The organism is Actinomycetota bacterium (assembly GCA_028698215.1).
Taxonomy (GTDB): domain Bacteria; phylum Actinomycetota; class Humimicrobiia; order Humimicrobiales; family Humimicrobiaceae; genus Halolacustris.
In genome coordinates, this window is the sequence record JAQVDY010000011.1 from 19,441 (window position 1) to 37,441 (window position 18,001).

The 18,001-nt window shown below is 40.7% G+C and carries 19 protein-coding genes; 1 reads left to right on the top strand and 18 read right to left on the bottom strand.

What is annotated here, in order from left to right; genetic code table 11:
* The 15 genes from murG to PHN32_05000 all read right to left on the bottom strand — a co-directional run bounded on the left by murG (nucleotide 1) and on the right by PHN32_05000 (nucleotide 14,353).
* Entirely contained in the window at nucleotides 1-1,140 is a 1,140-nt protein-coding gene (gene murG / locus PHN32_04930) for an undecaprenyldiphospho-muramoylpentapeptide beta-N-acetylglucosaminyltransferase (protein MDD3776930.1), read from the bottom strand.
* Nucleotides 1,118-2,272: a putative lipid II flippase FtsW gene (ftsW, locus tag PHN32_04935; protein ID MDD3776931.1), complete on the bottom strand. Its 1,155-nt coding sequence runs from the start codon at nucleotides 2,270-2,272 to the stop codon at nucleotides 1,118-1,120. Before ftsW ends, murG begins: the two co-directional genes overlap by 23 nt.
* Nucleotides 2,244-3,632 (bottom strand): UDP-N-acetylmuramoyl-L-alanine--D-glutamate ligase, encoded by a 1,389-nt coding sequence (murD, locus tag PHN32_04940; GenBank protein ID MDD3776932.1) that lies wholly within the window; start codon nucleotides 3,630-3,632, stop codon nucleotides 2,244-2,246. Before murD ends, ftsW begins: the two co-directional genes overlap by 29 nt.
* 8 nt (nucleotides 3,633-3,640) lie before the next feature.
* On the bottom strand, nucleotides 3,641-4,654 hold the full coding sequence (gene mraY, locus PHN32_04945) for a phospho-N-acetylmuramoyl-pentapeptide-transferase (GenBank protein MDD3776933.1): 1,014 nt from the start codon (nucleotides 4,652-4,654) through the stop codon (nucleotides 3,641-3,643).
* 11 nt (nucleotides 4,655-4,665) lie between these two features.
* Complete coding sequence (locus PHN32_04950) at nucleotides 4,666-6,033, bottom strand: UDP-N-acetylmuramoyl-tripeptide--D-alanyl-D-alanine ligase (GenBank protein MDD3776934.1); 1,368 nt, start codon at nucleotides 6,031-6,033, stop codon at nucleotides 4,666-4,668.
* Between the two features lies 1 nt (nucleotide 6,034).
* Complete coding sequence (locus PHN32_04955) at nucleotides 6,035-7,504, bottom strand: UDP-N-acetylmuramoyl-L-alanyl-D-glutamate--2,6-diaminopimelate ligase (GenBank protein ID MDD3776935.1); 1,470 nt, start codon at nucleotides 7,502-7,504, stop codon at nucleotides 6,035-6,037.
* Nucleotides 7,505-7,557: 53 nt separating this feature from the next.
* Complete coding sequence (locus tag PHN32_04960; GenBank protein MDD3776936.1) at nucleotides 7,558-9,264, bottom strand: penicillin-binding protein 2; 1,707 nt, start codon at nucleotides 9,262-9,264, stop codon at nucleotides 7,558-7,560.
* A 23-nt stretch (nucleotides 9,265-9,287) separates the two neighbouring features.
* Nucleotides 9,288-9,818, bottom strand: a complete 531-nt coding sequence (locus PHN32_04965; protein ID MDD3776937.1) for a hypothetical protein — start codon at nucleotides 9,816-9,818, stop codon at nucleotides 9,288-9,290.
* Nucleotides 9,819-9,820: 2 nt separating this feature from the next.
* Entirely contained in the window at nucleotides 9,821-10,756 is a 936-nt protein-coding gene (gene rsmH, locus PHN32_04970; GenBank protein MDD3776938.1) for a 16S rRNA (cytosine(1402)-N(4))-methyltransferase RsmH, read from the bottom strand.
* 9 nt (nucleotides 10,757-10,765) lie between these two features.
* Nucleotides 10,766-11,200: a division/cell wall cluster transcriptional repressor MraZ gene (gene mraZ, locus PHN32_04975; GenBank protein ID MDD3776939.1), complete on the bottom strand. Its 435-nt coding sequence runs from the start codon at nucleotides 11,198-11,200 to the stop codon at nucleotides 10,766-10,768.
* Between the two features lie 181 nt (nucleotides 11,201-11,381).
* Entirely contained in the window at nucleotides 11,382-11,621 is a 240-nt protein-coding gene (gene xseB / locus PHN32_04980) for an exodeoxyribonuclease VII small subunit (protein MDD3776940.1), read from the bottom strand.
* The gene (gene xseA / locus PHN32_04985; GenBank protein ID MDD3776941.1) at nucleotides 11,614-12,981 is read right to left on the bottom strand and encodes an exodeoxyribonuclease VII large subunit; all 1,368 of its coding nucleotides are present in this window, start codon (nucleotides 12,979-12,981) and stop codon (nucleotides 11,614-11,616) included. Before xseA ends, xseB begins: the two co-directional genes overlap by 8 nt.
* A 6-nt stretch (nucleotides 12,982-12,987) precedes the next feature.
* Nucleotides 12,988-13,542 (bottom strand): hypothetical protein, encoded by a 555-nt coding sequence (locus PHN32_04990; GenBank protein MDD3776942.1) that lies wholly within the window; start codon nucleotides 13,540-13,542, stop codon nucleotides 12,988-12,990.
* Between the two features lie 3 nt (nucleotides 13,543-13,545).
* Nucleotides 13,546-14,013 carry a hypothetical protein gene (locus PHN32_04995; GenBank protein MDD3776943.1) on the bottom strand — a complete coding sequence of 156 codons (468 nt, stop codon included), beginning with the start codon at nucleotides 14,011-14,013 and terminating at the stop codon, nucleotides 13,546-13,548.
* Between the two features lie 43 nt (nucleotides 14,014-14,056).
* A complete protein-coding gene (locus tag PHN32_05000; GenBank protein ID MDD3776944.1) occupies nucleotides 14,057-14,353 on the bottom strand; it encodes a zinc ribbon domain-containing protein in 297 nt (98 codons plus the stop codon).
* Nucleotides 14,354-14,500: 147 nt separating this feature from the next.
* On the opposite strand from PHN32_05000, the gene PHN32_05005 reads away from it, so the two are divergent.
* Nucleotides 14,501-14,917, top strand: coding sequence for a hypothetical protein (locus PHN32_05005; GenBank protein ID MDD3776945.1), 417 nt, complete (start codon nucleotides 14,501-14,503; stop codon nucleotides 14,915-14,917).
* Between the two features lie 3 nt (nucleotides 14,918-14,920).
* On the opposite strand, the gene PHN32_05010 is transcribed toward PHN32_05005, so the two are convergent.
* Genes PHN32_05010 through PHN32_05020 form a run of 3 tightly spaced genes read right to left on the bottom strand, consistent with a single transcriptional unit; the run spans nucleotide 14,921 to nucleotide 17,981 of the window.
* Entirely contained in the window at nucleotides 14,921-15,853 is a 933-nt protein-coding gene (locus PHN32_05010) for a 2-phosphoglycerate kinase (GenBank protein ID MDD3776946.1), read from the bottom strand.
* The gene (locus tag PHN32_05015) at nucleotides 15,854-17,212 is read right to left on the bottom strand and encodes a 2,3-diphosphoglycerate synthetase (GenBank protein ID MDD3776947.1); all 1,359 of its coding nucleotides are present in this window, start codon (nucleotides 17,210-17,212) and stop codon (nucleotides 15,854-15,856) included. It lies immediately after the preceding gene.
* Entirely contained in the window at nucleotides 17,175-17,981 is an 807-nt protein-coding gene (locus tag PHN32_05020; protein MDD3776948.1) for a metallophosphoesterase family protein, read from the bottom strand. Before PHN32_05020 ends, PHN32_05015 begins: the two co-directional genes overlap by 38 nt.
* Between the last annotated feature and the right edge of the window lie 20 nt (nucleotides 17,982-18,001).

An 18,001-nucleotide genomic window follows, 5' to 3' on the forward strand; every position in this document is an offset into this window, starting at 1 on the left:
TTAGCTGTTCACCAAACTTTCTACTATTACTTTATGGCTATCCATTTTTTGTATCCTTGCCGGACGGGACACCCACTGTTTATAATGTTCTCTATTATGTTCAATTAAACCACGGATATTGTCAATCAATAAATCAGAACTTAGATCTTTTTCAGGTATTAATATGGCTTTTCCCCTATCAGCCAGAAACTGGGCATTAAAATATTGATGATTTTGTACCGCATAGGGGTAGGGGATCAAAATTGCCGGTATGCCTGTAATCAGCAACTCAGCAATAGTGTTGGCTCCCGCCCTGGATATAATCAGGTCAGAAATCCTGTAGACCTGATCCATTTCTTCTACATAAGGCAATATATTTAATATCATCTTGCTCTGGCTATCCAAGATTTCATCCTTCTTTTGCTTAAAATATTCATAAAAACGGTTACCGGTAATCAATACCAATTGCAGATCCTGGCTCTGTTTAAAGTAGCGGTAAATATCAATCATGATATGATTTAATTTATCTGCCCCCAGGCTGCCTCCAAAAGCTACTATGGTAAACCTTCCCTTTTCCAGGTTCCATTTTTGATAATCCTGCTTGCCATTATTATACTCCCTAATTATTTTTCTTACCGGATTGCCGCTGTACACCGTAGAAGCAGAGGGGAAATAATTTTTAGTCTCTTCAAAACTTATAAATACCTGTTGGGCATATTTGGAAAAAAACCGGTTAAGCCTCCCCGGAATATAGTTCTGCTCATGCAGCATAAACCGCTTTCTGAGAATCATGGCTGCCAGCAGCACCGGGGTGCAAACATAGCCTCCCATACCCAGGATGATATTGGGTTTAAAATCCAACAATACTTTAAGTCCTGACCAGAAGCCCAAAAAATTGGTAAAAATAAACCTGGCAGTACCGGCCAGCTTTTTTAATTTTCCCTTGGCTGCAGTCAGTCCTTTAGCTTTTATGGTGCGGAAGTTTATCCCCAGGGGAGGTATAAATTTGCTCTCCATGCCTTTGGCAGTCCCCACATACAGCAGTTCCACATCAGGATAGCTGGCCCTTATTTCTTCTATTATGGCTATGGCCGGATATACATGCCCGGCTGTACCCCCGCCGCAGATTAAAATCCTTTTATTGGTCTTCCTGGTCCTCATCCGATACCTCTCCTACAATCATATTTTGCCTGGATATATTAAGCAGTACCCCTACGCTTACCATGGATATAAGCAGTGAGGATCCTCCTGAACTTATAAAAGGCAGGGTTAGCCCGGTAACCGGCAGCAGTCCTACTACCACCCCCATATTGATTAGGGCCGGGATAGAAATCATGGCAGTAAGCCCGGCAGCTAAGGTACGGCCAAAGGGTTCCCTGGTCCTAAGGCAAACCCTTATGCCAAAAAAAGTGAATAAAATAAACATCAGGATAACGGTTAATGTGCCTATCAAGCCCAGCTCTTCCCCAATAATGGCAAAGATAAAATCGGTATGTGCTTCTGGAAGATAAGAATATTTTTGCACACTGTTGCCCAGCCCCAACCCTACAATATTTCCTGAACCCAGGGCTATAAGCGACTGGTTTACTTGAAAATTAGCAGCATCCAGCTCACTGCTGCGGTTCAGAAAGGCAAACAGCCTTTCTCTTCTATAATCCTCTAAAAACATGTAACCTACCGTAATCAATCCCCCTATAAAAGTAATACCTATAAGGTGCCCCAGCCTAACTCCTCCGGCATACATAACCACAAATACCAAAACCCATATGACTACCGCTGTACCTAAGTCGGGCTCTAGAAAAATCAGCACAGTTATGGCCAGCAGTACTAAAAAACCAGGAAGAAACAAGTCTTTAGCCCTTAGGGTTCTGCTATACCTCCGGTTAAGGTTATCTGCAAAAAACAGGATAAGGGCTACTTTGGCAATCTCTGAAGGTTGAATATTAAAAAACCACAGGTTTATCCACCTTTTGGCCCCCCCGATCTCTTCTGCTATTCCCGGAATCAATACCAGGGCCAGCAGAACTATGGCAACAAGGATGGCTGCTATGGATATTCTCCTATATACCTGGTAGTTTATCTTGGATACGATAATCATAGCCGCTATAGACAATACCCACCACAAGATCTGGCGCCTGAAATACCAATAGGGGTCGCCAAAGTACCTTTCACCTATAACCGTAGAAGCACTGGAAATCATTATTATGCCCAAAACAGATAATATGAAAACCAGTACAAACAGTACATAGAAATCAACGTTAATTTTAAGTATGTTCCTTCGGTCTACGGTCATTTATTCTTTCCTCCACCAGGGCCCTGAACTGATTGCCCCTGTCTTTGTAATCCACAAACATATCCATGCTGGCAAAAGCAGGAGACAGCAAAAATACACCGCCTTTGGGAGTCACAGCTAGACCTGTATCTACCGCCTGTTTTAAAGTTTTGGATTTATATACCTTAAAATTTATGTCCTTAGATTCTAACTTTTTTAATATTTGAGTTTTTGATTCCCCTATCAGCACCAGGTGCGATACCTTGATATTTAAAACCTTGAGCAAATCATCCAAATCCATGCCCTTGTCTTTTCCCCCCATCACCAGGGTTACCGGTTGGTTAAAGTTTTCTAAAGCAGCTATGGTGGAATGGGGGTTGGTAGCCTTGGAATCGTTATAACAGTCAATGCCCCGGCATTGACCAATATATTCCAGGCGGTGCTCCAGAGGCTGGAAAGTATTTAGGGCTTGCTCTATCTCTTCATCGGCCAAATTTAAAATTTTAGCTGCAGCCACCGATGCCAAGATATTGGAAATATTGTGCTTGCCCTTAAGCATGGATTTTTCTATATTTATGCTGCCCTTTTTACCTAAAAGACTGTATTTTATCTGCCCGGGCTTATACCACAAGTTAAGATCCCGTTTCCTGTTAAGCCCATAATTGATGATCTGCGATGGAATCCCAGTCTCAGCTAAGGTACGGTTAATAATGGCATCATTCCTGTTTAACAGGCAAAAGCTGGATTTATTCTGGTAGGCGAACAGCTTAAATTTGATTTTAGCATATTGTTCCACACTTCCATGCCGATCAATATGGTCACTGCTGATATTGAGCAAAATACCTATATGAGGCGAAAAACTGTTAGACCTTTCCAACTGGAAACTGCTAACCTCTATCACCCGGTACAGCTCACTGCCTTCCAGGTTATTAATTAAAGGGTCCCCCACATTCCCGCATACCCTGGCCTCTCTACCATTTTTTTTAAGAATATGGCCCAGCAGGTTAACTACCGTAGTCTTGCCATTGGTTCCAGTAACAGCAATAGTTCTTTTTCTCTCTGCCCTGGGAAGCAAGCTCCAGGCTAACTCCAATTCACTCCATACCGGTACATTTATCTCCAGGGCATATCTAATCACTGGGTGGCTGGCAGGAATACCGGGGCTGGCAATAACTATATCAGCATCATCTAAAGCTTCTTTTTTTCTGGCATCTGGGCCCAGAACAACCCTTACGCCCAATTCCCTGATATTTCCAATATCTGCGTGGGCATTATCATCCAGGGCAATCAAAGTCTCAGCCATAGGCTTCATCTTTTTAATAACCGCCTGTCCGGTCTTACCCAATCCCAACACTAATATGTTTTTACCTTTTAAAAACATTTGCAGCCCTAATCTATAAATTTTACATAATAGAGGAAAAATCCCAAACCAGCCAGAAGGCCCCCCACTATCCAAAACCTGATTATTACCTTGATTTCAGGCCAGCCCATTAACTCAAAATGATGATGGATAGGAGCCATCTTAAATACCCTCTTTTTAAACATTTTAAACCAGAGTACCTGTATGATCACAGAAAGGGTTTCTATCACAAAAATTCCTCCAATTATAACTAACAGCAATTCCTGTTTCAAAATAATGGCCACTGCAGCTATTAAACCGCCCAAGCCAAAGGATCCAGTATCTCCCATGAAAATCTCTGCAGGAGCGGTATTCCACCACAAGAAACCGATGCAGGCAGCAATGGTGCCTCCGCATATTACTGCAATATCAACACTGTAGCCTATATCAAAGATAGTCCACTCCAAAAAAGCAATAAACATAAACATGCCCAGCACAATAGATGAAGTGCCTGCAGCCAGCCCGTCCAAGCCATCAGTTAGGTTTACCGCATTGGTTGCACTGATAATTATTACTACTACCAGCAGGTAATACCAATAACCCATATCCCAAACCAGCGAAGTCAAGGGAAGGCTGATAGTAGTATCCAGTTTTAACACCCATATGCCTATAACTATAAAATAGATGCATATCACTATCAGCAAAAATATTTTCACCCAGCCCCTTAAACCCAGGGACCTCTTTTTCTTTAAGGAGATATAGTCATCTATAAATCCAACCAGAGAGCACATTAAAAAGACGGTAAACACAAATATTCCTTCACGGCTGAACTCCTGGTATCTAAAATATTTAATGAGGCTTACTACGGTAAAGGCAATAAGAGAAGACAAAATGAAGACCAGCCCTCCCATGGTAGGAGTGCCCACCTTGGTGGAATGTGTTTTAGGTCCATCTATCCTTATTTTTTCACCAATTTGCTTGGTTTTCTGAAACTTGATAAAAATAGGGGTGGCAATCAGTGATATCAGGCCTCCAATTATTATCGACAAGAAAATCCAGTTCATTTATTTTCCATTCAAATTTGGTTAATAATATCTTCCATACGGTTAGCCCTGGACCCCTTAACCAGCACCACATCACCGTCTTTTAGCAGTTTCCCAATATTGTCCAGGCAATCCTGCTTGCTTTCAAAGTGAACGCTTCTACCCTTATACCCATCATTAAAATATGCAGACCAATGGCCAAAAGTGATTAATAAATCAATTCCCGCCTGGGCAGCTTTTTCGCCCATCTGGTAATGTAAGCGGGCAGAATCAGGTCCCAGTTCCAGCATATCAGCCAGTACTGCTACCGACCTGGACTGATTAGCATCAGCTATCTGTTTTAAACTTTCCAAAGCAAAAGAAACTGACAGGGGATTAGCATTATAGCAATCATTTATAATTAAAATTGATCCTTTCTGCATTACCTGCATCCGGTCATGCTCCAGGCTGGCCTGCGATAATCCTTCCCTTATAACCGATGGAGCCAGGCCCAGGTGATGGCTAACTCCAGCCGCAGCACAGGCATTATAAATATGGTGATAGCCGGCAATATTCATATTGACCGAAGTCACCTTTTGCTCCCGGTAAAAAAAATCAAAAGAAAATCTTCCCCTGCAGTCCGCTTTGGGATTCCTGAAATTATAATCCAGGCTGGGGTCACCCCCAAACTCTTTAATCCGGCAGCAGACCAAATCCTTAATATGCGGGGTCCATTGATTATCATGGTTTAAGAATAGTACTCCCCCTTTTTCAGAAATATATTCTGCAATTTCTGCTTTGGTATTGGCTATCTCTTCCATACTGCTAAAGAATTCCAGATGGGATTCACCTACAGCAGTAATTACACCTATGTCCGGATGTATTATTTCTGATAACTGCCTTATTTGTCCTTTTTGCCTCATGGCTATTTCAGCAATAAAGTATTTGGTGCCCAGCTTTAAATCCAGTATAGCTTTTGGCACCCCTATATCATTATTGAAATTTTTAGGGGTAAAGCCTATGGGATATTTCCGGCCCAAAATGCTAACCAGCATATTTTTAGTAGTGGTTTTTCCCACACTTCCCGTAATGCCTATTACCACCGGATTGATATATTTTAAATAATGGCGGGCAAGATCATGTAGGAATATTAAATTATCAGCAGCTGATAAAATTAAACATTTTTCAGGCCGGTTACTGCTGTAGCCTTCTTCTGCCACAAACCCCGCCGCTCCCCTCTTTACCGCTTCTTCTATAAAATGGTGCCCGTTAAAATTAGGTCCCCGTAAAGGCACAAAAAAATCACCGGGTTTAATATGGCGGCTGTCCGTAGAAATAGAACCAATAAAGTCCCCAGGATTTCCCCTAACCAGCTTGGATGAGGTCCAATCAAGCACCTGCTTTATTTCTGTTTTTTCCATATTATCCCTTTAAAATATCTTTAACTGTTTCCTGATCGCTAAAATGAATTCTATAGTCTGCAAACTCCTGGTAATCCTCATGGCCTTTCCCCGCTATTAGGATTATGTCTTTGGGCCTGGCTATACTTAGGCCTTCTTCAATTGCTTTGCGGCGGTCCTCTATCACCAAATACGAATCCTGGGCACCAAAGCCCTGCTCTATCATTCCTATAATGGCCGACGGGTTTTCAGTTCGAGGGTTATCCGAAGTTATGATGCTGATATCTGAATACTTGCTAGACACTTGCCCCATCAGCTTTCTTTTTTGCTTGTCCCTATCCCCTCCACAGCCAAAAATAGTAATAATTCTTCCTTTTTTCTGGTTTAACTGCTTTATGGTCGACAATACATTTTCCAAACCATCCGGAGTATGGGCATAATCTACAATAACTGAAAACTGTTGCCCCGTATCAATTTTTTCAAATCTCCCCGGTACCCCAGGCAGCTCCCTTATGCCTGAGCTAATATCTGCAGGGCTAATTCCCAATAGGTGGGCGGCCCCGGCCGCTGCCATAATATTATAAACATTAAACATACCGGAAAGGCCAGACCTTATCCCTGCCCATTTTTCCCCTTTCAGCTGCAGGTTAAAGCTTAACCCTTCTATGCTGTTTATAATGTTTTCTGCTTTTAAATCAGCTGGGTTTTTAGCAGAGTAAGTTAAGGAAGGCAAGTCAGTGGCAGCTATTATTTTCTGTCCATAAGGGTCATCTTTATTGATAACTGCAAACCTTCCCCCATAAAGAGGCCTGCGGTCCGGGCTAAACAGTTTTAACTTGGCCTGAAAATAATTCTCCATATTCTGATGATAATCCAAATGATCCTGAGAAAGGTTGGTAAAAATAAAACCCTCAAACTGGATATGGTCTACCCGGTGTAGATCCACGGAATGAGAAGAAACTTCCATCACTGCCGCTTCTACTCCTTGGCTCCAGCTTTCTGCAAAGAAACGATTAAGTTCCAATGCTCCAGGAGTAGTGCGGTCAAATTCAACCCCTGTTTGGTCCAGGAATGATTGAACGGTTGTAATCATGGAACATTTTAGGCCTGCTTTTCTAAATATGGAATCCAGCAAGAAGCTGGTAGTAGTCTTTCCATTGGTACCGGTAACCCCTATCAGTTTTAGCCGTGTGGTGGGGCCCTGGTAAAAATTAGATGATATGCCGGCTAAAGCCGCCCTGGTATCCGGTACCTTGATTTTTATCATTGGAAAGTTAAGATTGATATCCTTTTGTATTACCGCTGCTTTGGCCCCCCTGCGGGCAGCTTCACCTATAAATTCGTGGCCGTCAACTTTAAAGCCTTCTATGGCAATAAACAGGCTGTCTTTGGCGGCCTGCTTGGAGTTGATACATATGTCTTTTATCTCATCTTCCAGGCTTCCTTCTAAAACCTCATAATCTAATGTTCCTAGTAAGTTTTTTAATTTCATATTGTTTCAAGACCTATAATAATTTGGTTTAGGATAAAAATCAAAACCTGAAATTATGGTTCAATCATATTCAATCTCTGCAAAGAAAATTTCATCAATTTGCTAAATAAAGGGGCAGCTACCGTTCCTCCCCAAATTTCATTATCCCCTCCCTGGGGCTCATCTATTACAATCAACATGGCTGCCTTTGGTTCCTGGTAAGGGGCAAAGCCGATAAAAGAGGTTATTACCCTGCCTTCATCATAACCTACCCCGTTCTGGTTGGCTTTCTCTGCAGTACCAGTTTTACCGCAAACCTGAACCCCCTCTACACCAGCATTCTGGCCGGTCCCTCCTTCTACCACTGCCAGCATCATATCCTTTACCTGATGGGAGGTCTCTGCATCCAGGATTCTAACCTGGTTCTGCTCGCTATTGTTGAGAATAGACTCTTCGTTTTTCTTTATCTCTTTTACTAATGTGGGGCTAACCAAGAATCCTCCATTAGCAATAGCGCTGGCAGCCCTCACCATTTGCACCGGGGTAACAGTTATGCTCTGCCCAATGGCCATAGCCCCGATAGTAGACTCAGGCCAAGTTTTATAATCATACATATAGCCTGATTCTTCTCCCGGAAAATCAATTCCGGTTACCTGGCCAAAACCGAATGTTCTTACGCTTTCCCAAAAAAGCTGTTTGCCCATAGACAGGGCAACCACTACCGCTCCTACATTACTGGAATTTACTATAATCTCTTTGGTGCTGTAATCAATATAGCCGGTCCTGAATATTTCTTCTATAAACCTGTCTCCTACCTGTATTTTAGGAGGCAGGCTAAATAGCTGATCTGGCCCCACACAATCATGTTGCAGCGCAGAAGATATATTTACTATTTTAAAAGTAGAGCCCGGCTCATAGGTATAGGAAGTACCCAGAAGCTTGAAGGTTTCTGCCTCAAAGTCTTCATAATGATTTGGATCAAAACCAGGGTAATTAGCCATAGCATAAATCTCCCCATTATTGGGATTCATTATTACCACCATTCCCCTTAACGCATTGTAATCCTCTACCACCTGGGCCAATTCCTGTTCAGCCAGATACTGTATCTGGGAATCTATGGTAAGTACTATATCGTCACCATTTATAGGCTCAATGTGGGTCTGGTTATCCCCGGGAATTACATTCCCAAATACATCTTTTTCAGCTATGAACTTCCCATCTACCCCTCTTAGGTTTTTTTCATATTGAAGCTCAATTCCCGAAAGCCCGTCATTATCTATACCGGTAAAACCAATTATAGCTGCACCCAAACTGTTCTGGGGATAAAATCTTTTAGCCTCGTTCTGGATATAAACTCCTGGTAGGTTTAGTTTTTCTATTTCTTCTGCAACTTCAGTACTAACCTTGCGCTTGATATAGACAAAACCAAGGTCCTCCTGTCCCAGTTTTTCTTCCAGCTCCTGCTTATCTACACCTAAAATTTCAGATAATATCAAAGCTTCATCTGAAGCATCTGCAATCAGCTGGGGATTGGCATATACTGTTTTCTCTATAAGGCTCACTGCCATTTCTACTCCGTTTCTATCCAATATCTTCCCTCTTTTGGCACTGATTATAGATTCACCCATATGCTGGTAGTCCGCATATGTCTTATACTTGGAAGCATTGAGATACTGAATGTCTACCAGCTTATAGGATAGTATAAAAAAGCCCAATAAAAACAAAATAAACAGGAAATAAATTCTTTTCCTGCTTACTTTATGATCCTTTTTCCTTATCATTTGCCTGTTTTTCACATCTTATATCAAGGGATAAAAAATGTTAGAACACTCTCGGATACTACCATCACTATATCCTGTATATAATAAATGGTACCCATAAAATTATTATACCTGCTGGTATTATCGGAAGGGCTTTTAGCCAGGTATTCCTGCATCTGTTCATTGGCCCTGATATCATTTTGGGCCACCTCGATAACTGCCATGTTTTCAGATATCTCCATACCCAGGTTTTCAGATGCAGAATCAAGTATTCTCTGCGGAGACTTCAATTCAGATATCTCCAGCAGGACCCTATCCTGCCTTTCCTCTTCCATGGATATCATTTGGTTCAAGTTCAGAATTTCCTTTTGATAATTGATGCTCTGTATTTTTAAGCCGACATTAAACAGGGCTCCCATGCATATCATCAATACAGCAGCTATGATTAAGTAAAAAAGACTGCTGTTGGAATAGACAATCTTTTCCCTGCCCTTTTGGCTTTTATCCACCAAATAAAGCAGGGGATAAGATTTCCTGGTATATATATTTTCTTTTTGCGCTAATCTAGATTCCATAATTATAATTTCTCTATTGCTCTTAGTTTGGCACTGCTGGCTCTGGGATTCCTCTCTGCCTCTTCTGCGGAGGGTTTTACTGCCCTTTTGGTTAAAATATGAGCCTGCTTTTTAGCCCCGCAGCTGCAAACCGGTAAACCTGGAGGACAGGTGCATTTGCCGGCATAATTTAGAAACTTATTTTTTACTATCCTGTCTTCCAATGAATGGTAGGATATAATAACCATTCTCCCGCCTTTATTTAAAACCTCAAAACCATCTTCTATAGCCCTGCTCAAATTTTCCAGTTCACAATTTACCTCGATGCGAATAGCCTGAAATACTCTTTTTGCTGGGTGGCCTCTCCTGGATTTTTTATGCCGGGGAATTGATTTTTCCACTATTTCTGCCAACTTGGAGGTAGTGCCAATTTCCTCTTTTTGCCTTTCTTTAACAATATTAGCTGCTATCACTTTAGCCCACCTCTCTTCACCATACTGGTAGAAAATCCTCTTTAGATCCTCTTCCTGGTAATGGTTTACCACTTCATAAGCACTTAAACCCTGGGAACCGAATCTCATATCCAGCTGTTCTTCTTTCATATAGCTAAAGCCTTTTTCTGACTTATCTATCTGATAAGAAGACAATCCCAGGTCCAACAGAACCTTGTCCAGCTTCTTAAGTTTTAACTGATGGATAATACCCTTTATATTGGCAAAATTATCATTGACTAAAATGGCATTATCCTTTAAATTTTCAAGTTTTCTGGTGGCGGTGCTTAAAGCCTGGCTACTAAGATCTACTCCAATTACTATGCCTGTGGGGGCAATTTCTTTAATTATTGCTATGGTATGGCCAGCACCGCCAAGTGTCCCATCAAAAACAGTATCGCCTTGTTTTAAATCTAAATAATTTAAAACCTCCTTTAAAAGAACCGGTTCATGATAATCATTTACCATCATGCTCTTTTAAAAACCTAAATCTTCAAAAGTTGTATCCTGACCCATAAACTGTTGGTCTGCCTGCTGATAATAAGTATCCCAAACTTCCTTGGCCCATATTTCAGCCCTGTCCGATACCCCTACCAGCACAATATCTTTTTTTATTTGAGAATAATCTATTAAGCTCTGCGGTATTTTAACCCTTCCCTGCTGATCCATGGTTTCTTCAGTAGCAGAAGAGAAAAACCATCGGGAAAATTTCTGAGTATTTTTTTTAGTAACCGGCAAAGCCATTATTCTATTCTGCAGGTTGGCCCAGCCTTCCTTGGAAAATAAAAAAAGACACCTTTCATCAAAGCCCTTTGATATTACAGTGCCACTTATTAAATCCTCCCTAAATTTGGAAGGTATAAATATTCTTCCTTTTTTATCTATTACCCTTTGGTATTCTCCCAGGAACATTAGCCGGCCCCACCATTTTTTTGCTAAATGGAGGTTATTTTATGTATTTTCCCTCCACTTTCCACCACATCACACCATTAAGGTAACACATTACTACATATTTGTCTACTATTTTTATATTTATTTTAATTTTCTTGTGGTGAAAGTATTGGTACTTTTACCTAACTTTGAGAGGACTCTGCTATTCCTCTATTTGCAGTTCTTTGGAAATGAGTTTTCCGTTTTCAGAGTGGGAGAGTTCTTCAATCTTCTTTTCTGCTTCATTTAATTTATTTAAACAGAACGAGGACAACTTTATTCCAGTTTCAAATTTTTCCATAGCGCTTTCTAAAGATATATTTTCATCTTCCAATTCTTTTACTAATTTTTCCAGCTGTTTTAATGCTTTTTCAAAATCCATTTTTTCTGACTTCTCATTCATATTTCAACCTAACCTTATCCTTTATTTTTTCCAATACCTTAGACCATAGATAACCATCCTGCATAATAACCTTTATAGTCTGGCCCACCTGTACCTGGTTTATACTGTGCACTATCCTGTCCTGTTCATATATTATACCAAAACCTTTGCCAAGTATATATGCAGGACTGTGGTGATGCAGGCTTTTTACCACAAGCTGTACCCTGTTTTTTTTGTTTTCCCAAATTTTGGACATGGAAGAGCTGAGCCTGCTTCTGTAATTATCCAGGGCTAGAATTTGGTTCCCAACCTTATTAGCCATGTCCCGGTAACTGAGCCTGCCGGCCAGCTTAAGTAGCTTCTGATGCCTGGCAGCAACCATTTTCCGTCCTGAATCCGCCAATTTCAGGTTATAGTCATCCAGAAGCTGCTGCCGTCCTGCCAGCAAGGATAAAGGCTGCTTGAATATTTTTCTATCCAGAAGAAAATCCAGTTCCCTATAATAATATTTCAATTTCGCCGCCGCCGCACCATAAAGCTTAACCTTTAAATTATTTATATCCGCTATAGCCTTGGCTTTATCCAGGGTTACCATTTCTGCTGCAACTGATGGGGTAGCTGCCCGCACATCAGCTACAAAATCAGAAATGGTGAAATCAGTCTCATGGCCTATGGCAGAAATTATGGGAACCGGGCAGGCCACTATCTTGTCTGCCAGTATTTCAGTATTAAAGCCCCACAGATCTTCCAGGGAGCCGCCGCCCCTGGCAATTATGATAACATCCGCCCCGTAGCTGCTCAAATCATCAATAGCCCGGCATACATCTTCTGCCGAATCCCTTCCTTGTACATTAACATTTCTTACCACCAGGTGATACTTCCTGCTCCTGCGGCTAAGCACTGATATTATATCCCTTATTACTGCTCCTCCCGTAGAGGTAGCCAGCCCAATTTTTTTAGGCAATACAGGTATTGGTTTTTTTCTTTCCGGGTCAAAATATCCTTTAGCCTGGAGCTTCTCTTTCAATTGCTCAAATGCCAGTATGAGAGAACCTTTGCCCACTGGTTTGGCATCAACCGCTATGATCTGGTACTCTCCCCTTTTTTCATAAAGGGAAACATAACCCCGGATTAAAAGATGCAGCCCATCGGCCATCTCAAACAGCAAATTACGGTTCTGCTGGTAAAACATTACCACCTTGATTTTGCTGTATTCATCTTTTAGGTCAAAATACATATGTTGGTTGTTATGGAAATAAAAATTGCTGACCTCACCCTCTACCCAAATATCCTTAAAAGAGCTTTCTAGGGTTTTCTTAATATGAGAGTTTAGCTCGCTTACTGAATAAACCTGCGGAGAAGATAATTTTAATTCTTCCATGGATTATTATAGTTGCCAATAAATAATCATAATTTCAGTTTCTTGGTCCTGGGCAGCATTAATAAGCACATTGACCACTTGGTCCCTCTGAATACTATTATAAGTATACTTGGCACTTCTGCTGCTGTCCTGGCCTATAAACTGCTCTTCCCGGAACAAGGAACTGCTTTCATAAGTTTCAGCCTGTGACCAGATAGACTGGACTTTCTTGTCTTGATAAAATTTCTCTACTGCAGACAGGTCCTGGCTGGTTTCCAGTAATATGTACATGGACTTTCCGTCCTGGCCCAGGATATCAAAATCTTTCAGGCTTGCTTGTGGATAATAAAAACAGGAAAAAGTATCTACCAGCCCCTGGTTTTCTTCAAAAATATCCAATAATCCTTCTGCTTCGTTTCCGGTGTCTGTATCATTGGGAACTATAATCTGGCTGGCTGGCTGCTGGCTGCGGTTTAAATTAATTAGCTGGGGGATAAAAATGACCGCAAAAGCAATAAGGCCTACCCCAAGCAGTATGCCTATTAATACAGGAAGCCTTTTAGTTGTATTTAGTTTTGCCACCTGTTAGAAAACCTTGTATTTAATAAGTAATTTTATAAGTATATATGAACATAGAACAATTTCAATAGACGACATAACCAAATTCAGGATTCTCTCCAAACCCATGGTTTTTTGTTTCAAGTATTGAGCTGGTTTCTGCAAAAATACCTTTATCTGGGGAACAAACTTAATGATGGTATAAATAGAATAGCCCACCATAATGGAGCCACCCAAAGAAATAAAGAAATCGTTAAAAATATAAACGCTAAATACAAAATAACCAATTTCTACCAGGTTAAAGAAAAGAACCATGCCCAGGGAAAACAGGACCGGTAAAGATTTAAAGGACATGTTTCTATCTTTAGGCATCCTTTGCTCTACCTGTTCTGCCTGGTTTAAAATTGAGCTGTTATTTTTTACTGCCGCCAAAAATCTTAAACTGGATACCTGCATCCATATAAGAACCAGGGACAATATTAATATTAAAAACATTTGATGTAATTATAGGAAGAATTAGTAATTTTTACAAAGCAGCCTAGCTAGCCGACTTAGAAGTTTTAGCAACTTCCTTATCTGAAGCCTTCTTTTCTTTCTTTGTACCCTTATCCTGGGTACTGGAAGATGAAGTGCTGCTGGTAGAAGAAACTTTGGACTTAGAGCCGTAATCAGTTTTATAAAAACCTGAGCCCTTAAATATTATTCCTACAGGGGAAAATACCTTTATTGCTTCTCCCTCGCAATACTCACATTTAATTTTTCCGTTTCCACCAGGTTTCTGCAGTTTGTCAAATACTTGCCCGCAGCTGGTACATTTATAACTATATATAGGCATTATTCCTCCTTAAGAATTATTTAGAAAATATAGCTTATAAAAAATATTAAGTCAAATACAATTGAAACTGAGTAAAATACAAATTTTACTCATATTAGAAAAAAAGATGGATACCCCTTATAATATCCTAAAAATATTGAAGTTATAATGAGCAAGAGAAGCATTATTATTATAGTAGTAGTAACCTTAATTTTGGTAGCCATATCACTGACTACCTATTACCGGGATCCCGAAATAAAGAACATCTATTTATCAGAGCTTAAAACTAAGCCGATGCCTTCAACTATAGAGCCACTGTTTTATGCCAGTTCAACTTCTGATATTTATTTGATTATCGAAGCAGAAAATCTTAAGACTCAACACACCCTGGCTGTGGATTGGGAAAAAGAAAACCAGGATGGGTATAGCCTGGTTCAGCATGATACCATTACTCCCCAAACAGAAGGTTCAGGGACTATCACTATAAGCATGATAAAAAGAGATGGAAGCCTGCAGCCCGGCAAATACAAGGTCTCTGTAACCCTGGCCGACCAGGTAGTGGTAGCTTACTTTAAAATTGAATAATACTTAAGGACCTACTTTGCTAAACTCTTTTTTAATCCTGGCAAATATGATTTCCAGAACTTCGGCTACTGTACTGTCCAGGTCATAGTTTATAATTTTTTTTACCCCATTCTTTGCTGCCAGTTCTTCAATATAGAGCTGAATTATTTGAATCTTGTCCAGGTGCTTTATATATCTTTGCATGGGTCTGGAGCCCTGGGTCTCAAAAGTCCTTTTAGTAAAATGTTCTTTATGCACTTCCCGGTCAGGTACTGATATTACTATCTCAATTACCAGGGCCTTGGAAGCAAATTCCTCTATGTCCAGATATCCTGGTACTACATGAGCGCCTTCAATTACAATGTCTGATTTCTCCTCTACACTTCTCCTTATAATAGCTTCCACTCCTACCGCCACTGCCATTACCTGTTCCCTGAAACCTAAGATAACAGGTTCCACCCCTGATGGCGGAAGGGTAAGATTTTTATAAGCATTATAGGAGGAACCTCTCAATGGTCTTATTAATTTATCGGAAACGGATGCTCTCATCACTTCCCTGATGGCATCCGTAGATACTATCCTGGTAATGTTTAACCTGCTGGCAATAAGAGTAGCAATAGTTGACTTTCCTACCCCCGTTGCACCCCCTATCAAAATGATGGTTGGTTTTTTTAGCTTGCCCACTGACTGCCATAAAAGGTATTTCTCCGCATGCTCCAAACCTACTTCCTCTTTTATGAAACGAAAAGCAAGCGATCTCAGTTCCTCCAGTGAAACGGAATTTATTTTATTGGCAATAAAATACTCCTGTATATCTGAAGCAATTCGATGAGAAGTAACATAATCAAGACCAGCTACTGATATGGAAGAAGCTAAAATTCCCTTGGAAAAAGGCAAGCCGCTCTTTTTATCAGAAATTACTATTACATCCGGTTCCAGCGGGTACTGGTTATCCATTTACTTACTTATCCTTCCGTAAATATTTAATAATTCTGCTTCAAACCGGGAATCATTATCCATCACTGGAATATTGTTCATATAGATAATGTTCCGGTTATGGCTAAAAGCAAAGTCAGTTAGCACATCTACTGATGCCGCTTTCAGTTCGGTCAGTATGGTATCGTAACCTGGGGCTGTTTCCAGATCCTTTCTTAGCAATTTGCGATTAGACAGGTTAAAGGAAATATAAACTACCTCGCATTCAAATTGTTTTTCAATATATGATTTCATTTCATCTTCAATCCTGTGTTTGGCTGTCATAGCTACAAACACTTTCTTTCCGCTTATGTCTTTCAGGGGTTTGGGCCTAAACACCGAAGTAAATACTTTCGCCTCAGGGTTAAAAAAGCTAACCCGCTCTTTTATAAATTCAACCTGTGCCCTGGAGGCTAAAGGAGGCTCGCCCATGGTAATGATAACCATATCTGCCTTCATTATCCGGTAAAGCCCCAGATAACCAATAATGCTGTCCCAATCCTGGTAAGCGCCTATTACACAAATTACCGCATCTGTGGCTACATCCGGAACCGAAGCCCCGCTTCCTTCAATAATTACCAGGTCAGGGCCTATTTTCTCTACCTCTTGTAGTCCCTCCTCTAAATTGGTGAGAAAAATCTTGCCGCCAAAGCCTCCCCCGCATCTCCTGCAGCCAACTGTAGTTATTCTGCTCATTAGAGCATCTTCCAGGTAGTCTGAACTGGCATGAAGACCCTTCTGGCTTAAATTTAATAAAAATTCCGGAGTTATGTCTATATCTCCCCCTTTTATCACCTGGGGCTGGGCTGGACCACCCCTGCCCATGGCCAATACGCATACATTTACCCCTTCTTTTACCAATTCCTTGGAAATATGGGAACTAATAGCTGTCTTGCCAATCCTCTTTCCAGTACCAATAATGGAAATGCTGGGTTTGCTGACAGTATAGGTATTCCGGTTATACTCAAATAGGAAATCTGGACCCATATAGCTGCATCCTGCAGCCAGGCAGAAAGAAGCTATTTTCATCCTGGTTCTGTAATTAACTACCGGCTCATCGCTCAAATCATAAGCAATATCAGCATTAAATAAGCTCAGGCCCTTGCTGAAATCAGTATCCAGGTCCTTGATGATAAATAGTTTTTCACCAAAATATTGTTCCGGATCATCCATTACCAGCTTCTCTGTCCCCCCTAAAAAAATGATTCCTACCACTTCCCCTGGAAAAATATTTTTTAACTTCTGTATGGCATCATGGGTAACATCGGGATAATGCTCTCCGTCTATTAAGGCTACCAGCCGTTTATTTAAGTTCTTTTTTCTCTTTAATAAATCTATCATTTATTTTCTTCTTATCCGTTTTTCTTTTTAAACCTAATACTTTTTCCACCTTATCAAAAGGAAACCTTCTGTATATATCTATGGAATCCGGCCTGATATTTATTACATTGTAGCTGGGTTCAATTTTACCCCTTAAACGAAGGCAGGAAACTGTACCGGCAGTAAGTATGTACATGTCTTCTACACTCCAGATATAAGGAACATGCTTATGGCCGCAAAGGACCAGATCAACCTCACATTCAGCCAGGACCTCCAGCACATCCCCGGCATCAGTAACTATATTTCGTTCACGGCCAGTTTTGGGGATGGGGATAAGGTGATGGTGCATGCTAAATATTTTGTATTGGCTTTGGTCACATTTATTGAATTCATTTCTAATGAACTTATAATATTCCCTTCCTATCTGCCCATTGTCTAAATCAGGTTCACTGGAATCAGCCGCTACTACCGTTACTCCCTTATCCTTAAAACTAAGATATCTTTCTCCATATATATCTTCAAAGTGGAGGTATCCCACATTTCGGGAATCATGGTTTCCCGGTTGCACTATAATATTGGCACATTTTATCGGAGCCAGGTAATTCTTGACTGTATCATATTCCCTTCTATACCCGTTGCCGGTAAGATCCCCGGTAATTATTACCATATCCGGATCAAGTTCATTTATTTCATCTATGGCCCTGGTTAGCAGGCTGGGAACAAATTGAGCTTCTCCCACATGCAAATCAGATATTTGAACAATGGTAGTCTCCTGTTGTTTACCATTCATAACATTCCTTTCCCAACATT

Excerpts from the sequence above, each read along its gene's own strand:
- PHN32_05000 (MDD3776944.1), bottom strand. The coding sequence starts at position 14,353 with ATGCCTATATATAGTTATAAATGTACCAGCTGCGGGCAAGTATTTGAC.
- murD (MDD3776932.1), bottom strand. The coding sequence starts at position 3,632 with ATGTTTTTAAAAGGTAAAAACATATTAGTGTTGGGATTGGGTAAGACC.
- PHN32_05015 (MDD3776947.1), bottom strand. The coding sequence starts at position 17,212 with ATGATAGATTTATTAAAGAGAAAAAAGAACTTAAATAAACGGCTGGTA.
- murG (MDD3776930.1), bottom strand. The coding sequence starts at position 1,140 with ATGAGGACCAGGAAGACCAATAAAAGGATTTTAATCTGCGGCGGGGGT.
- rsmH (MDD3776938.1), bottom strand. The coding sequence starts at position 10,756 with ATGGTAAATGATTATCATGAACCGGTTCTTTTAAAGGAGGTTTTAAAT.
- PHN32_05020 (MDD3776948.1), bottom strand. The coding sequence starts at position 17,981 with ATGAATGGTAAACAACAGGAGACTACCATTGTTCAAATATCTGATTTG.
- PHN32_05010 (MDD3776946.1), bottom strand. The coding sequence starts at position 15,853 with ATGGATAACCAGTACCCGCTGGAACCGGATGTAATAGTAATTTCTGAT.
- mraY (MDD3776933.1), bottom strand. The coding sequence starts at position 4,654 with ATGAACTGGATTTTCTTGTCGATAATAATTGGAGGCCTGATATCACTG.
- ftsW (MDD3776931.1), bottom strand. The coding sequence starts at position 2,272 with ATGACCGTAGACCGAAGGAACATACTTAAAATTAACGTTGATTTCTAT.
- xseA (MDD3776941.1), bottom strand. The coding sequence starts at position 12,981 with ATGGAAGAATTAAAATTATCTTCTCCGCAGGTTTATTCAGTAAGCGAG.
- PHN32_04995 (MDD3776943.1), bottom strand. The coding sequence starts at position 14,013 with ATGTTTTTAATATTAATATTGTCCCTGGTTCTTATATGGATGCAGGTA.
- xseB (MDD3776940.1), bottom strand. The coding sequence starts at position 11,621 with ATGAATGAGAAGTCAGAAAAAATGGATTTTGAAAAAGCATTAAAACAG.
- PHN32_04955 (MDD3776935.1), bottom strand. The coding sequence starts at position 7,504 with ATGAAATTAAAAAACTTACTAGGAACATTAGATTATGAGGTTTTAGAA.
- mraZ (MDD3776939.1), bottom strand. The coding sequence starts at position 11,200 with ATGTTCCTGGGAGAATACCAAAGGGTAATAGATAAAAAAGGAAGAATA.
- PHN32_05005 (MDD3776945.1), top strand. The coding sequence starts at position 14,501 with ATGAGCAAGAGAAGCATTATTATTATAGTAGTAGTAACCTTAATTTTG.
- PHN32_04965 (MDD3776937.1), bottom strand. The coding sequence starts at position 9,818 with ATGGAATCTAGATTAGCGCAAAAAGAAAATATATATACCAGGAAATCT.
- PHN32_04960 (MDD3776936.1), bottom strand. The coding sequence starts at position 9,264 with ATGATAAGGAAAAAGGATCATAAAGTAAGCAGGAAAAGAATTTATTTC.
- PHN32_04950 (MDD3776934.1), bottom strand. The coding sequence starts at position 6,033 with ATGGAAAAAACAGAAATAAAGCAGGTGCTTGATTGGACCTCATCCAAG.